We start from the raw sequence: 15,348 nt of genomic DNA on the forward strand, positions 1-15,348 counted from the left end.
AGCGTTGCTGCCTAAAGCTCGCAGAGCGTCAGGCCGAGGGCTTCGCGGAGGCCTGCGGTGGCATCGCGCTGCGCGGTGCCGGTGATCACGGCAGTGCTGGCGCGCTCCGGTACCAGGTATTCACTCGCGACGCGCACGAGGTCGTCATGGCTGATTGCCAGGACCTGCTGTCGGAAGGCCATGCGGCGCTCGTGGTTGCGCCCGAAGCGGCGGTTGTGGAAATCCTGCCGCGCTTCCCCGGCGGGGGAGCCGGGTTTATCGAAGCTGGCGATTACCCCGAGGACAGCCTCCTCAAGCGCCGTCGGGTCCGGGGCTCGTTCGAGGAGCCAGCGTATGGAGGCGTCGAAATCATCCAGGGTTTCCTCGAGTCGCGGGTCCCGGTAAGAAAAGAAGCGGAAGGCTGCAATGCTCGAGTCCTGCGATGCGCCGCCGCCGTAGGCGCCGCCCTGCTCGCGAATCGCCCGGTGCAGGAAGCCGTTGCGAAGGTAGGCTGCCAGCACAGTGAGGGCCGCGGCATCCGGGTGGCCGACGGGTACCGTCGGGTAGGCCCGGGCGCAGAAATTCACCTGCGTATTGGTGAGCCAGCACTCGCCCCGGCGCTCCTGCACCGCTGCAAGGGCAAGGCCGCTGCCGCCGTCGGCCGACAGCTGCGCCGCCAGCGTTCGCGCTGCAGCGAGCAGCTCCGCCCGGGTACCCGGCTCGGTAACCGTGAGCAATTCCTGCTGCGGCGCCGTGAGGCGCCCGTGCAGTGCCTCGAGGCTGCCGGCAAAAGCCTGCAGTTCGCTGTCCGTGCCCAGGGCCCGGTCCAGGATGCGCAGGCGGCGCAGCCCCTCAAGGCCCGTCGAGCTGTGGTGCAGCCGGGCCATCGGGCTCATGCCCGCAGAGGCGGCCGCCATGGCGAGGCTGTGCCCCTGGCCGGTTATGGCCTGGTCGCGCCGGGCGCGCTGCTGGGCCACGAGTTCGCGCAGCCGAGGCAGCTCGTCGAAGCGGAGCGTCTGGCGGGTGTCGCGCATGAGCGCCAGCTGATCGCCGGCCTTGCGCTGCAGGGCTTTGCTCGACAGCACGAGGCTGGCACGGACCTGCTGCGCGTTATCAACGTCGCCGCGCATGCTCGTGTACACGCTGATGCCGCCGACGGCGGCAGACTGCCGGTGCTGGGTGGCGAGGTAATCAGCCTCGCCCAGGCCGAGTTCCGTGGCCATGCCCGTGTAGTGTGGCAACAGGGCCAGCTCGTCTTCGCTGAGCGCCGGCAGCGGCGCCACGAGCTGCTGGTAGACAAGCCCGTTGGTGCCGGTCTCGTAGGTTGTGACCGGCAGTCCGTCGGCCTCGTCTTCATGGTAGGCGAGGCGCGGCAGCTCCGCCGGTACATCGGCCAGGGTCACCCGGGGCAGGATGCTGATATCGTCCACGACCCCCTGTCGCTCTTTCAGCGCTGCCGCGCGCTCAACGATCGCCTGTTCACCGGCGGGATTGAGGGCAGCGCGGAGCGCCGCCAGGCGTTGCTGCTCCGCCTCGGCGCGGCGGGCGGCAAGGGTGGCGTCCGGGGTCATCACCAGAGTGACCCGGTTTGTGTTGTCGAGCAGCAGGCGCCGGGTAAGGGTGGGCAGGTAGTCCGGATCACGGATTTTCTCGCGCAACGCCTCGAGTGCCGGCTCCAGATCCAGGGCGGCAATAGGGTCGCTGTAGTGGGTCGCGCTGCCGATGGCCTGCATCATCAGGCTGAGGCCGTAGGGAAAACCGTCGCCGCCGACCTCGCGCTGATGCAGCTCCAGCTGGTGCAGCACCGCCTCGACCTGCTCCTGGGGCACACCCTCCCGGGCGACGCGCTCCAGCGTTGTGAGCACCAGGGCTTCAAGGTCATCGGCACGGTCCGCCTCGCTCCCCTCGATGCCGCAGCAGAAGACCATCTCGCGCATGCCGTCCTCGAGGCCGCAGAGCGGTGAGGGCGCGCTGCCCAGCGCCGTGGTCTCCAGTGCGTGCTGCAGCGGGGATGCACTGTTTTCGAGCAGTACGCTGGTCAGGAGCTGCGCTTCGAGCATTGCCTCGAGGTCGGCGCTTTCGCCGAGCATCCAGCCGAGCACCACATGCGTTTTCCCCGTGAGGTCGTCGCCCTCGTCGCAGGCGTAGGGTGCGGTGACGCGCGTCGGCGCGGCGAAGCGCTGCTCCGGCGTCACGGCGATGCGCTCGTCCAGCTTTTGGAAGCGGCCGAGGGCGCGATCCTCGAACACCGCCTGGTGCTCGGTGGCCGGGATGTCGCCAAAGGTCATGAAGATGGCATTGGAGGGGTGGTAGTGGCTGCGGTAAAAGGCGGTGAGCTGCTCATAAGTGAGCGAGGGAATTTCCGCCGGGTCGCCGCCGGAGTTGTGGTGGTAGGTGCTGGTGGGGAACAGGTGCTCGCAGAGCGTCTGCCACAGCGTGGCTACCGGCGAACTCATGGCGCCCTTCATCTCGTTGTAGACCACACCGCGGTAGACCAGTCCGGTCGTCGGATCATCGGGTTCGGCGAACTCCACCCGGTGTCCCTCCTGGGCGAAGTCCAGCGGGTCCAGGCGCGAGAAGAAGGCCGCATCGAGGTAGACGTCGAGCAGGTTTGTGAAGTCCTTGCGGTTCTGGCTGGCAAAGGGGTAAGCCGTCCAGTCGGAGCTGGTAAAGGCGTTCATGAAGGTATTAAGAGAGCGCCGGAGCATCATGAAGAACGGGTCGCGCACGGGGTAGCGTTCGCTCCCGCAGAGCGCCGTGTGCTCGAGAATGTGGGCAACGCCTGTGGAATCTTCGGGAACCGTGCGGAAGGCGACCAGAAAGACGTTTTCCGGATTATCCGAGGCGAGGTGATAGTGGAGGGCGCCGGTCTCCCGGTGGACGAAGTGCTGCACGGTCAGGTTGAGAGCCGGGATACGAGCCTCCCGGATGCCCTCGAAAGCCGGATGAGCAACCGGTCGGCGGGTCTCTGCGATATTCATGGCGCTCCGCTAAATGCTGGTAGAAAAAGCGTCATTGTAGCGTCATCGCAGCTTTCTTGCGCGGGTGCCGGGGGGCGCCAGCTCGATACGGTAGAGCCAGGGCCAGTTCTTCCCGGTTACCCAGAGCTGCCCGGCGCTGTCCTGCGCAATACCGTTGAGCACATCGGTGTCGCGGCGCCGTTCCGGGAGCGGCAGGAGCCCGGTCAGGTCTACCTCGGCCTCCACGGCACCGGAGTCCGGGTTGATGATCACGATACGGTCTGTGGTCCATACATTGGCCCAGAGCTGACCATCGATCCATTCGAGCTCGTTCAGGCGCGGCAGTGGCTGCCCGTCCCGCAGGACCGGGAGGTGCCGTAGCGGCCGCAGCGTTTCCGGGTCGAGGAAGTGCACCGTGGCGCTGCCATCGCTGTAAATCAGCGAGTCCTCGTTGTGGGTGAGCCCCCAGCCCTCTCCCGGGAGCCCGAAGCGGGCGAGCGGGGTCAGGCTTGTGGCGTCGTAGATCACCCCGAAACGGGCGCGCCAGGTGAGCTGGAAGATGCGGTCGCCAAAGCGGGTGATGCCCTCGCCGAAGAGCCGGGCCGGCAGGCGTCGCTCTTCCAGGAGATTCATGGCCGGGAAAGTGTAGCGGCGAAGCCGTGACTGGCCGTATTGCCCGGTGCCAAGGAGCAGTGTGGCGCCGTCGAACTCGAGGCCCTGCACGAAGCTGTCCCGGGGCAGGGGACGCTGCTCAAGAACCCGGTAGCCGTACTGCGCCGGGGCTCCGGCCAGCGCTGTGGTCGTGGCAAGGGCACAGAGTGTGATGAGGGCAAGGCGGATCAACGGACAACTCCGGCGCGCTGAAGGTCGCGCAGGAGAAAACGCGCCGGGGCCAGCGCCCGCGCCAGGGCGCGCGGTAGCGGCGGCGGCTCGTCGCAGACCTGGCTGGCGATGAGCTCTGCGGCGAGGGGCGCGCTGCTGAGCCCGCGGGAGCCGTGGCCGGTGCTCAGATAAAGCCCCGGAAGGCAGGGAGCGCGCGCCGGCACCTGTGCCCGGGCATTTTTCGCGAGGGGGCCGTAGCATTCCCGGAAGGCGCCGGGCGCCGGTACCGGTCCGGCGAGGGGGAGGTAGTCCGGCGTTCCACAGCGCAGCTCAGCTCTACCGGCGATCGTTGCCGGATCCAGGGTCCGCAGCGCTGGTGCCCAGGCCGGCACGGCGGCGGCCAGCGCATCGAGGTTGTGCCGGTGATCAGCTTCACGCAGCGACCGATCGGCATCCCCGGGGACGAAGCTCGCACCGAAGTTCAGGGTGCCCTCCCGGGGCGGTGTGACGTAGCCGCTGTGGCAGAACGGTGCCCGCAGCGTTGCCGGAAGAGCCTCCGCGGGCAGGCCGCTCACCTGGCCCCGGATCGGCTTCAGCGGCAACCAGTCGAGGCCCGCCAGGCGGGTGCTGGCGACGCCGGCGGCCACCACGGCCACCTCGGCGCTCCAGCGTCGCCCGTCGCCGGCGGTCGCTACCCAGCCGTCATCGTTCGCTGCCAGCGTGATCTCACCGCAGTGCTCGAGGAGCGTGATGCCGGTGCATGCCAGCAGTGCGCGGCAGGCGGCGGCCGGGTGCAGCCAGCCCGAGTGGGGCAGCCACAGGCCGCCGGCGGCCGGGGTGATACCGAGGCGCTGTGCGGCGCTGGCCGGGTCCAGCACCTCCGCCAGCTCGGGAATGGCTGCAAGGGCCGGTCCCAGCTGGTCCAGGCGCACCTTGGGTCCGGCCATCTGGAAGCAGCCGGCGAGTTCTCCGTCTTCTCCCGGGCGCAGCCTGCCGCTGTCGAATAGAGCGCGATAGCAGCGCGCGGCATCGAGGTAGCCGAGGAGGGCGATGTCCGTGAGCGGTGCGTGCCGGTGCGACAGGCGGGTAAACAGTACCCCCTGGGCGTTGCCCGATCCGCGCCCGGCCACCGGGCCGGCTTCCAGAACGCTGACCGCCACACCCCGGCGGGCGAGGGCGGCGGCGGCGCAGGCACCGGCAATGCCCGCGCCGATAACGAGAGCGCTGGCGGGCGCGTTCGGCACCTTCGCAGGCAGATCCCAGGGAGTATTCCCGGGTGCTGCGGTTGCCGGTGCAACGGAGAGGCTCCCCCGGAGCGATTCGCGTTTGCTGCCGAAACCCGGTCGTTTCGCCATAGTAAAGCCGGCCGCGGCGAGGCCCCGGCGGACCTTGCCGGCGGCGGTAAAGGTGCCGACCGTAGCACCGGGCCTGCTCAGCTGCGCCAGCGTCGGCCAGAGCGTCGACGCCCAGAGCGCCGGATTTGCGGCTGGCGCGAAGCCGTCGAGGTACCAGGCGTCGAACCACCGGCGCCCGTGGCTGGCAAGCTCCGCGAGCGCACCCGCAGCCTCGCCCCAGCAGAGGTCGAGCACGACCCGTCCTTCGTCGAAGAGCAGTCGGTGCACCCCGGGCACCGGCGGCGGGTACTGCGCCGCGAGGGCGGCGGCGGGCGCCGCAAGTTCCGGCGGCAGGGCGCCGGCACAGCGCGCCAGATCAGCCGCGGTCAGCGGCGACACCTCCACAGCCCAGTAGTGCAGCCGCAGCTCTCGCGGCGCTTCGCGGCGCAGGGCCTCCAGGGTTACCAGGAAATTCAGCCCCGTGCCGAAGCCGAGCTCGCCGATGCGAAACTGGGGCGCCGGGTGGTGCTGCCAGCGCTTCGGCAGGTCGTTGCCGTCGAGGAAAACATGGCGGCTTTCCGCCGGGCCGTCTTCCGGGGAAAAATAGATGTCGCCGTAGCGGCGCGAGCGCGGTGTGTCCTCCGGCGCCCAGTCGAGCTCGGCGGTGGCCAGAGGGCGCCAGGGGGCGTGCTGTGGGTCCATGGGTGTCGTGCGAGCCGGGCCGTCAGAGGCGCAAGGATAGCAGAGGCCGGGGGGCCACTGGCCACGGCTCGCTGCAGCGTTTAGACTCGCCCGTCGTCAAGCTACGCGCACGAGAATCAGCATGGCCGGGACCCAGACCTATACGCTACCGACGGACAAGTTCCTGACGCTGTCCATGAATCTCCTGAACAAGGTGTTTCTGGAAGCGACTCGAACGGAGGCGAAGAACCTCTACCGGGAGATCAGCGAGGGTCAGTCCGTGCCGCTCACGCGCGTGCGCATGGAGGATGGGTCCGAAGTGCGCTTTGATCTCTCCATGGACCACAGCAAATACCAGGGCCGTCTCAACTTCGGCGCCTTCCGCGCCGGCCTTACACTCCTGGTGGCAAACATCGTCGAGGCTCTCCGCGAGGAAAAGCCCGTGAGGACCTTCCACGCCGAGCATGACCAGAATGTGATGATCTTCGGTATCGCCGCGGTAACCGTCGAGGACGGCGAGCCGAGCGTGCTCGTGCTCGGTGCCGATGCCGGCAGCGGGCAGCCCTCCGTGCTGCTGCAGCTCATGTACCTGGAGCACGGTCAGTTCGCCGAGCAGGCTGCTGCCGGTGAGGCAGCCGACAACGGCTGATGTCGGGGTGCGCCTGCGGGCGCACGCTCCTTCGTCATGACTGAGCAGGAAGCCACCGCAGCGCCCCGCGCGATCCCGCCAATCCACTATCCCGAGGACCTGCCGGTTGCCGCCCTGCGCGGCGAGATCGCCGAGGCCCTCGCCAGCCATCAGGTGGTGATCGTTGCCGGCGAGACCGGCTCCGGGAAGACCACCCAGCTGCCCAAGATCTGCCTGGAGCTGGGGCGCGGCCGCATGCAGCGTATCGGTCATACGCAGCCGCGGCGCCTTGCCGCGCGCAACGTCGCCCGGCGCATCGCGGAAGAGCTGGGGACCCCCCTCGGCGGGCTGGTCGGCTTCCAGGTCCGTTTTCAGGACAGCGTCGGGCCCCAGACAGCGGTCAAGCTCATGACCGACGGCATCCTCCTCGCGGAGCTGCGCCGGGACCGGGACCTGGCTGCCTACGATACGCTGATCATCGACGAAGCCCACGAGCGCAGTCTCAATATCGATTTCCTCCTCGGCTATCTCCATCAACTGCTGCCCCGGCGGCCCGATCTCAAGGTTGTTATCACTTCCGCAACAATCGACGTAGAACGCTTTTCCCGCCACTTTGACGGTGCGCCGGTCGTCGAGGTGCCAGGGCGCTCCTATCCCGTCGAGACCCACTACCTGCCGCCGGAGCCCGGAAAAGACCGCGACCCGCTGGAGGCGCTTGCCGGGCGCGTACGCGAGGTGCGCGACGGGCTCTGGGGACCGCGGGGCGACATGCTGCTGTTCCTCCCCGGGGAGCGGGACATCCGGGAGCTGGCCCATGCCCTGCGCGGCGAGGCGGGTCTGGATGTGCTGCCGCTTTATGCGCGCCTCGGTCAGGCGGAGCAGGCCCGGGTCTTCGACCCGCGCAGCCGCCGCGGCGTCCGGGTCGTTCTCGCTACCAACGTAGCCGAGACCTCGGTTACCGTGCCCGGTATCCGCTACGTGATTGATCCGGGGGAGGCGCGGATCAACCGCTACAGCCCGCGCTCGCGGATCCAGCGCCTGCCCATCGAGCCGGTGTCCCGGGCCAGCGCGGACCAGCGCAGGGGCCGCTGTGGCCGCGTCGGTCCCGGCGTGTGCCTGCGCCTCTACAGCGAGGAGGACTATCTCTCGCGGCCCGCTTTCACGGACCCGGAGATCCGTCGCAGCAACCTGGCGGCGGTTATCCTGCAGATGCTGGCTCTGCGCCTCGGCGCCGTGGAGCGCTTCCCTTTCCTCGAGCCGCCCGAAAGCAAGGACGTGCGCGAGGGGTACCGGCTCCTCGGGGAGCTCGGCGCCGTCGACCCGCGGCAGCAGCTCACCTCCCTGGGTAAAAAGCTCGCACGGCTGCCTATCGACCCGATCGCGGGGCGTATGATCCTCGCCGCCAGTGACTATGGCTGCGTCGCCGAGGTGCTGGTCATCGCCAGTGCGCTGGCCGTGCAGGATCCCCGGGAGCGGCCGCCAGAGCGCCAGGCGCAGGCGGACCAGGCCCACGCCCGATTCCGGGATCCGCGCTCGGATTTCCTGGCCTTTGTGCAGCTGTGGCGCTACTTCGAGGAACAGCGCCAGGCACTCAGCCAGAACCAGCTGCGCAAGCTCTGCCAGCGCGAGTACCTGTCGTTCCTGCGTATGCGCGAGTGGCGGGACATTCACCGGCAGCTCAGTATCGCCTGCCGTCAGCAGGGCATCGCGGTGCCACCCGTGCTCCCCGAGGAGCCGGACTACACGGCGATTCACCGGGCCCTGCTGCCCGGGCTGCTGTCGAACATCGCCCAGCGCCGGGAGGGGCGGGAGTACCTCGCTGCGCGCAACCGCAAGCTCTGGGTGTTCCCCGGCTCCACGCTGCATCGCAAGCCCCCGACGTGGCTGGTGGCGGCCGAAGTCGTGGAGACGAGCCGGGTCTTTGCCCGCACCGCCGCGGCCATCGAGCCGGACTGGCTGCTGGCGGCGAACCCTGCGCTGTTGAAGCGTCACTACTATGAGCCCCGCTGGCAACGCGGCAGCGGCCGGGTGGTGGCCACAGAGCGGGTCACGCTCTTCGGCCTGACGGTCAGTGACGGCACGACGGTGCATTACGGACCCATTGACCCGCCGGTGGCGCGGGAACTGCTGATCCGGGAGGGCCTGGTGAGCGGTCGCTGGCGCCAGAAGCCCGCTTTCCTGCGCCACAACCTCGCCGAGGCCGCGGCTCTCGCGGATCTCGAGAACCGCACCCGCCGCCGGGACCTGCTCGTGGATGAGGAGACGCTGTTCGCGTTCTACGATGAGCGTGTGCCGGCGACGATCACCACGGCGGCCGGACTCGCGCGCTGGCTGAAGCGGACACCCGGCGCCGACGCCAGCCTCCGGCTGTCGCGCGGGGAGCTCGCTGCACGCCTCCCCGGGGATGATCTCGAGGCCCAGTTCCCGGATGAACTGACCTGGGAGGGGCAGCTTTATCCCCTGTCTTACCGCTTCGAACCCGGGGGTGAGGCAGACGGTGTCTCGGTAACGGTACCTGTGGCGCTCCTCAACCGGGTACCCCGACACCGCTTCGACTGGCTGGTCCCCGGCCTCCTCCGGGAGAAGTGCGAGGCCCTGGTTCGCGGCCTGCCCAAGCGGTTGCGGCGCAACCTCGTGCCGGTGCCGGACACGGTGCTGGCCGCCCTGGGTGAGCTGTCGCCGGCTGACCGTCCCCTGGCTGACGCGCTGGCGCCGGTGCTGTCCCGGCTCGGGGGCTGTCGCGTGACGGCGGCCGATTTTTCCCCGGCGTCCCTGGACGACTTCTATCGCATGAATGTCCGCGTCGTCGATGCAGACGGCAAGCTGCTGGCGCAGGATCGGGACCTCGAGACGCTGGTTGTCCGCTTCCGCGACGAGACCGCTGCCGCGGTGAGCGGGCCCGGCGCGGCGGGGCCGGCACGGGCGGGCATCACGACCTGGGACTTCGGAGAACTCCCCGGGCGCTGGAGCGAGAAGCAGGCGGGGATTGCCATCGTGGCCTTCCCGGCCCTCGAGGACCGCGGCGAGAGCGTGGCCCTGCGGCTCTTCGATTACGCCGAGGATGCGCTGGCGAGCCACCGTCGGGGCCTGGCCAGGCTGGCGGCTCTGCAGCTGGCGCGGCCGCTGCGCGGCCTGCGCAAGCAACTCCTGCGGGCCAATGAGGACCAGCTCTTGTTCGCCGCGGCGGGCCTGGAGCGGGAGCCGCTCCTCGAGGACGCCCTTGCCGCGGCCGTGCTCGAGGCCTGCGGCCTCGGCGTCGGCGACTGCCGTGATGCGGAGACTTTTGAAGCCGCCCTTGGCCGGGGGAACGCCCGCCTCATTGCTGTTGTCAACGAACTGGAGCAGCGCCTGCGCAATCTGCTCCGGCCCCTGGCCGCAGCGCGGCCGCAGCTGGTAAAGCTGGCCGTGCAGTGGCCGGCGGCGGTAGCAGATGTGGAGGGACAGCTCGCAGACCTGCTCCGCCCCGGTTTTCTGGTTGACACGCCCTTTACCATGCTGGCGCAGTATCCCCGCTATGCCAAGGCGCTGGCCCATCGGCTCGAGCGCCTGCCCGCGCAGCCCGGCAAGGATGAGCAGGCCCGCGCGCAGCTCGAAATGCTCAAAGCACCGCTTGAGGCCCTTCTCGTCGAGCGTCCTCACGTCAGGCTCAGTTCCCCTGAGATAATGACCTACACAGAAATGCTCGAAGAGTTTCGAGTGTCTCTCTTTGCCCAGCAGCTGGGCACGGCGCGTCCGGTCTCGGCCAAGCGCCTGGCCCGGCAGTGGGAGGCCTGTGAGGCCTGGCTGGCGGCACATCCGCGCTAGGAGTCGCCTCCGGGCCGGTAGTCAGTCGTCGGCCGGTCCTTTGCCGCGGGGGCAGAGGTAGCGCCGGCGCGGGTCCGACCCTGCCGGCGGCGCTTAGCGAGCGGCCCGCCCGGGCCCCTGCTGTTGTATCGGGACCGCCCCGGGCTTAAAATTGCCGGTTAGATTTCGGGGAACAGCAATGCGCGCTCGTGTGGTTCTGGCCTTCGCCCTTGTCCTGTCCTGTGCCCAGGTAGCGCAGGGCAGTGATATGGATCCCCTCGAACCGATCAACCGTCCGATCTTTGCCTTCAACGACATGCTCGATACCTTCGTGCTGCGCCCCGCGGCCAAGGGCTATGACTATGCGGTCCCGCAGACCGTGCAGCAGGGCATCGGCAATTTCTTTGGCAACATGGCCGATGTGAACCGTTCGGTGAATGCACTGCTTCAGGGCAAGTGGGATGGCGCCGGTGCCTCGGCAGGCCGGGTGCTCGTAAACAGTACCCTGGGCATGTTCGGCTTCTTCGACGTCGCTACGGAACTCGGGATCGAGCGTCACCGCGCCGATTTCGGCGAGACCCTGGCTGCCTGGGGGGTGCCCCAGGGTCCCTACCTGGTAGTGCCGTTGTTCGGTCCGCGTACCGTGCGCAGCGGCACCGGCACGCTGGTTGATACCTTCGCCTCCGTGCCGTTCTACATCGAGGATTCCTCGGTGACCTGGAGCCTCTTCAGTCTGGGGATCGTCCATGGACGGGCGCGGCTCCTCGAGTCGGACCAGCTCCTGTCCGGAGACCGCTACATCTTCATCCGTGACGCCTACCTGCAGCAGCGGGCGGCGCGCCTGTCCGGGGGGACGGTGGAGGATGAATTCTCCGATTTCGAGGACGACTGGTCGGAGGATTTCTGACTCCCCGGTGCCGAAACTGTGAATAGTGCCCCCGGGCGCGTCACGCGCCTTGCCCGGGAGCCACGGTGGGCGTAGTGTCCGAGCAAGTCCGGAGCCCTGATTCATGCAGATGACACACAGTGGCAAAGTGCTGGTCATCGATAATGACCCCGAGCGCGCTGAGGCCCTGGCCGGGCTTGTGACCGGCGCCGGTTTCACCACTGCCACGACCACCGACGTGACCAACTCCACCCAGTCCCTGAGCGATGCCAGTGATCTGGATGTAATCCTCTGTGAACTCGATCTCGACGGTGTTTCCTGGGGTGAGGCCAAGCGCACCCTGCGGGAAATGAACGTCCAGGTGCCGGTTATCATGTTTGCCGATGAGGCCTCTGCGGCCAGCATGATGACGGCGCTGCGCCTCGGTGCGAATGACTTCTTCGCTCGCCCGGTGGAAGACGCCCAGGCCCTCTTCGACTCCATGGACCGCTGCGTGCGGCAGCGGCAGATGAGCCGGGAACTGCGCCAATCCCGCAAGCGCCTGGAAGCAGCCAACCGGGAGCTCAAGAACACAGTGCGTGTCCTTGAGCAGGACCAGCAGGCGGGCCGGCAGGTCCAGCTGCGCATGCTGCCGACGTCACCGATGGTGATCGGTGACTATGTCTTCAGCCACACCGTGATCCCCTCGCTCTATCTGAGTGGCGATTTCACCGATTACTTCACCGTGGGTCAGGATTGCGTGGTGTTCTTCATGGCCGACGTATCGGGCCACGGCAGCTCCTCTGCGTTCGCCACGGTGCTCCTGAAGAACCTTTTCGCGCGCAAGCGCTCTGACTTCCTGCGCAAGAGTGACGCCGCGGTTCTGGACCCGGTGCGCATGCTCGAGCTTGCCAACAAGGAGCTCCTTGATCTCGGTGTCGGCAAGTTTGCGACCATGATCGTCGGCACGCTGGACATGACGGCCAACCGCCTGCGCTACTCGGTGGCGGGACACCTGCCCCTGCCGGTGCTCGTCTCCGATGCCGGCGCCGACTACCTGCCCGGCGAGGGGACGGCAGTGGGGATGATGCCGGAGGCGGCCTTCGCGGTGCAGGAAGTCGCGCTGCCGGAGAGCTTCACGCTGGCGCTCTTTTCCGACGGTATTCTCGAGATTCTGCCGCCGGACAACCTGCTGGAGCAGGAGTCCTTCTTCCTCGACGTTTTCCGCCAGGGCAGCGAGACACCGGCGGCGCTGGTGACCCGCCTGGGTCTTGATTCCGTGGCGACGGCCCCGGATGACATTGCCGCCCTGTTCGTGGGCAAGCGGGCTGCCAGTGAGTGAAGGACGGGTGCTGGCGGCCTGTCAGGACGGCGCCTACGTGCTGCGCCTGACCGGCGATGTGCGTATGACGCTGTGTACGTCCCTCGATGAGTATCTCGAGCAGATGCTCTCGGACCCGGCCTTTGCCAGCGTATGGATTGATCTCTGCGACGTGGAGGGGCTGGACAGCACCACGCTCGGCCAGCTGGCGAGGCTCGCGCTGCAGGTGCGCGAGCGTTTCGGTTTTCGTCCTGCCATCTACTGCTGTGATGCGGGTATCAACCGGCTGCTGTCGAGCATGGGCTTTGAGCGCCTCTTCGAGCTGCATGAGAAGACCTGCTGCAACACCGGCACCGCCGAGGACATCCCTCTGGTGCCGGGGAGTGAGGATGCCGTCCGTGAGCGGGTGATTGAGGCGCACCGGGTGCTGATGGACCTGTCCGATGAGAACGCCGACCGCTTCCGCGACCTCATGGATGTGCTGCAGTCCTCTCCCTGACTCCCTGACTCCCTGACTCCCTGACTCGAGAAGGCTAGCGCCTGGACATGGCCAGTTTTGCCCGGATGTAGTCCTCATGGGGGACGTAGATCAGCTCCGCGACGCGGCGGATCAGGTGTTCCTCGTACTTGTCGAGGTCGCCGTCCGCATAGGCCACTTTCCACATGTCGATGATCAGCTCCTGCTTGCGTGCCGGCGTGAAGTGGTCGTTTATGAGCCGGGTGAACTGGTAGAGCGAGGTCGCCGCATCAGCCTGCGCATTAGCCTCCGCAAGGAGCGCCGAGAGCTCCGCCTCGCTGAGCCCGAGGCTGCGCTTCAACGTTGCGGTCAGTGCCGCTTCCTCGACGCCGTCCTGCCGCGCATCGGCCCTGGCGGTTTCTATAAGAAGAGTGGCAGCGGCCAGGTGCAGCTGGTGCTCCGTGACTTCCGGCTGCCCCTTGCGGGCCGGCTCGAAGAGGGCCTTGAGCGCGCCGATCATCGCTGGCTGACCACTTGTTCGAGGCGGCGCTGGTCGGCGATAAAGTTGCGGATACCCTCGGCGAGCTTCTCCGTGACCATGGCGTCTTCGTTGAGTTCGAGGCGGAAGGCTGCCTCGGCCGGTGGCGAGAGCACATCTTCGGACGACGCCCCGGTCGCGCTGAGAGCCCGGGGCAGTGCGCCGTCGTCGTCCGCCAGGCCTTCCAGCAGCGTCGGGCTGATGGTCAGGCGGTCGCAGCCGGCGAGGGCCTCGATCTCTCCCTGGTTGCGGAAGCTCGCACCCATAACCACCGTCTCATAGCCGTGATGCTTGTAGTAGCGGTAGATCCGCCGCACGGACTGCACGCCGGGATCATCCTCTGCACGATCGATGACGCTGTCCGTGTTCGCCTTGTACCAGTCCAGGATCCGGCCGACGAAGGGCGAGATCAGGTGCACGCCGGCATCGGCGCAGGCACGGGCCTGAGTGAAGCCGAAGAGCAACGTCAGGTTGCACTGGATACCCTCGCGCTCGAGGGTCTCAGCGGCGCGGATCCCCTCCCAGGTGGAGGCGGTCTTGATCAGTACCCGCTCCCGGCCGATGCCCGCCTCCTCGTACAGTCCGATGAGCTTCTTCGCCCGTTCGATGGTGCCCGTTGTATCAAAGGAAAGGCGAGCGTCGACCTCCGTGGATACGCGCCCGGGGATGAGTTCCAGGATCTCCCGGCCCACGGCGACGGCAAAGCGGTCGCAGCTGTCGGCGAGCTGCGTGGCGTCAGAGCCTCCCCGCGCCGCTGCCGCACTGCGGGCGCCGTCGAGGAGTTCGGCGTAGTGGGGCAGCGCGGAGGCCTTGAGCAGCAGCGACGGATTGGTAGTGGCATCGATGGGTGAAAACTGGCGGATGGCCTGGATGTCGCCGGTATCGGCGACCACCTGGGTCATGGCCTTGAGTTGCTCAAGCTTGCTTGGCATGGGGTCTCCTGTTGCAGTCACCGCCTCAGGCGGCGAGCGGTGTAAGCTGGTCGAGGGCGGCGCGCAGGGTGTGGGCGCCGGCCCCGGGCCGGTGGGCCTGTTCGCTCAGGTGGCGGCGGAAGCGACGGGCCCCGGGGCGTCCGCTGAACAGGCCGAGCACGTGCCGGGTCACGTGGTTCAGTGGCGTGCCCGCCGCGAGTTCCCGCTCCAGGTAGGGGAAAAGTGCCAACAGGGCCTGTTCGGGGGTCTCCGCCGGGTCCGGCGCCCCGAAGAAGGTACTGTCCACGCGGGCGAGCTGCCAGGGGTCCTGGTAGGCGGCGCGGCCGAGCATGACGCCGTCTACCGCAGCGAGGTGATGCTCGCCCGCGGCCAGGCTGTCGATACCGCCATTGAGCACGATGGTCAGCGCCGGAAACTCGGTCTTGAGCCGGTGCACCCAGGGGTAGTTGAGCGGCGGCACTTCGCGGTTTTCCTTCGGTGACAGGCCTTTGAGCCAGGCTTTGCGTGCGTGCACGATGAACACGTCACAGCCGCCTTCGGCCACTGTGCCGGCAAAGTCCCGGAACTCGCTGTAGCTCTCCATGTGGTCGATGCCGATGCGGTGCTTGACGGTCACCGGCAGGGTGCAGGCATCGCGCATGGCGCGCACGCAGTCGGCGACCAGGGCGGGGTGCGCCATGAGGCATGCGCCGAAGGCGCCGTTCTGTACGCGGTCCGAAGGGCAGCCGCAGTTGAGGTTGACCTCGTCGTAGCCGGCTTCCTCGGCAAAGCGCGCGCAGCGGGCGAGGTCCGCCGGGACCGAGCCGCCGAGCTGCAGGGCTACCGGGTGCTCCACCACCGGATCGAAGGCGAGGAGCCGCTCCCGGTCGCCGTGGATCAGCGCGCCGGTGGTGACCATTTCGGTGTACAGCCTTGCATGGCGCGTCAGCCCGCGCCAGAACTGGCGACAGTGGCGGTCGGACCAGTCCATCATGGGGGCCGTGCAGAAGCGCCAGCTCGTCGCTGCCGGGCCCGGTTTGTCAGTCAGTTGATTCACGGTGCACAGGAT

The 15,348-nt window shown here is 68.0% G+C and carries 11 protein-coding genes; 5 read left to right on the top strand and 6 right to left on the bottom strand.

Features of this window, described 5'->3' with window-relative positions; genetic code table 11:
- Nucleotides 1-11: 11 nt before the first annotated feature.
- Genes HRUBRA_RS02800 through mnmC form a run of 3 tightly spaced genes read right to left on the bottom strand, consistent with a single transcriptional unit; the run spans nucleotide 12 to nucleotide 5,797 of the window.
- Nucleotides 12-2,960: an insulinase family protein gene (locus HRUBRA_RS02800; protein WP_035514339.1), complete on the bottom strand. Its 2,949-nt coding sequence runs from the start codon at nucleotides 2,958-2,960 to the stop codon at nucleotides 12-14.
- Nucleotides 2,961-3,002: 42 nt separating this feature from the next.
- Entirely contained in the window at nucleotides 3,003-3,782 is a 780-nt protein-coding gene (locus HRUBRA_RS02805; RefSeq protein ID WP_052094315.1) for a glutaminyl-peptide cyclotransferase, read from the bottom strand.
- Nucleotides 3,779-5,797, bottom strand: coding sequence for a bifunctional tRNA (5-methylaminomethyl-2-thiouridine)(34)-methyltransferase MnmC2/FAD-dependent 5-carboxymethylaminomethyl-2-thiouridine(34) oxidoreductase MnmC1 (mnmC, locus tag HRUBRA_RS02810; RefSeq protein WP_052094316.1), 2,019 nt, complete (start codon nucleotides 5,795-5,797; stop codon nucleotides 3,779-3,781). Before mnmC ends, HRUBRA_RS02805 begins: the two co-directional genes overlap by 4 nt.
- Nucleotides 5,798-5,918: 121 nt before the next feature.
- On the opposite strand from mnmC, the gene HRUBRA_RS02815 reads away from it, so the two are divergent.
- The 5 genes from HRUBRA_RS02815 (at nucleotide 5,919) to HRUBRA_RS02835 (ending at nucleotide 12,872) form a co-directional block, all read left to right on the top strand.
- Nucleotides 5,919-6,425, top strand: a complete 507-nt coding sequence (locus HRUBRA_RS02815; protein ID WP_035514340.1) for a hypothetical protein — start codon at nucleotides 5,919-5,921, stop codon at nucleotides 6,423-6,425.
- A gap of 36 nt (nucleotides 6,426-6,461) precedes the next feature.
- Nucleotides 6,462-10,208 carry an ATP-dependent RNA helicase HrpA gene (gene hrpA, locus HRUBRA_RS02820; protein ID WP_035514341.1) on the top strand — a complete coding sequence of 1,249 codons (3,747 nt, stop codon included), beginning with the start codon at nucleotides 6,462-6,464 and terminating at the stop codon, nucleotides 10,206-10,208.
- A gap of 178 nt (nucleotides 10,209-10,386) precedes the next feature.
- Nucleotides 10,387-11,094: an MlaA family lipoprotein gene (locus HRUBRA_RS02825; RefSeq protein WP_035514342.1), complete on the top strand. Its 708-nt coding sequence runs from the start codon at nucleotides 10,387-10,389 to the stop codon at nucleotides 11,092-11,094.
- 103 nt (nucleotides 11,095-11,197) lie between these two features.
- Entirely contained in the window at nucleotides 11,198-12,394 is a 1,197-nt protein-coding gene (locus tag HRUBRA_RS02830; protein ID WP_236629763.1) for a PP2C family protein-serine/threonine phosphatase, read from the top strand.
- Nucleotides 12,387-12,872 (top strand): STAS domain-containing protein, encoded by a 486-nt coding sequence (locus tag HRUBRA_RS02835; RefSeq protein WP_035514343.1) that lies wholly within the window; start codon nucleotides 12,387-12,389, stop codon nucleotides 12,870-12,872. Before HRUBRA_RS02830 ends, HRUBRA_RS02835 begins: the two co-directional genes overlap by 8 nt.
- A gap of 34 nt (nucleotides 12,873-12,906) precedes the next feature.
- On the opposite strand, the gene HRUBRA_RS02840 is transcribed toward HRUBRA_RS02835, so the two are convergent.
- Genes HRUBRA_RS02840 through dusA form a run of 3 tightly spaced genes read right to left on the bottom strand, consistent with a single transcriptional unit; the run spans nucleotide 12,907 to nucleotide 15,327 of the window.
- The gene (locus tag HRUBRA_RS02840) at nucleotides 12,907-13,350 is read right to left on the bottom strand and encodes a tellurite resistance TerB family protein (protein WP_035514346.1); all 444 of its coding nucleotides are present in this window, start codon (nucleotides 13,348-13,350) and stop codon (nucleotides 12,907-12,909) included.
- Complete coding sequence (tal, locus tag HRUBRA_RS02845; RefSeq protein ID WP_035514347.1) at nucleotides 13,347-14,300, bottom strand: transaldolase; 954 nt, start codon at nucleotides 14,298-14,300, stop codon at nucleotides 13,347-13,349. Before tal ends, HRUBRA_RS02840 begins: the two co-directional genes overlap by 4 nt.
- Nucleotides 14,301-14,325: 25 nt before the next feature.
- Entirely contained in the window at nucleotides 14,326-15,327 is a 1,002-nt protein-coding gene (dusA, locus tag HRUBRA_RS02850) for a tRNA dihydrouridine(20/20a) synthase DusA (protein WP_268870529.1), read from the bottom strand.
- Nucleotides 15,328-15,348 lie beyond the last annotated feature (21 nt).

This window comes from Pseudohaliea rubra DSM 19751 (assembly GCF_000764025.1).
Taxonomy (GTDB): domain Bacteria; phylum Pseudomonadota; class Gammaproteobacteria; order Pseudomonadales; family Halieaceae; genus Pseudohaliea; species Pseudohaliea rubra.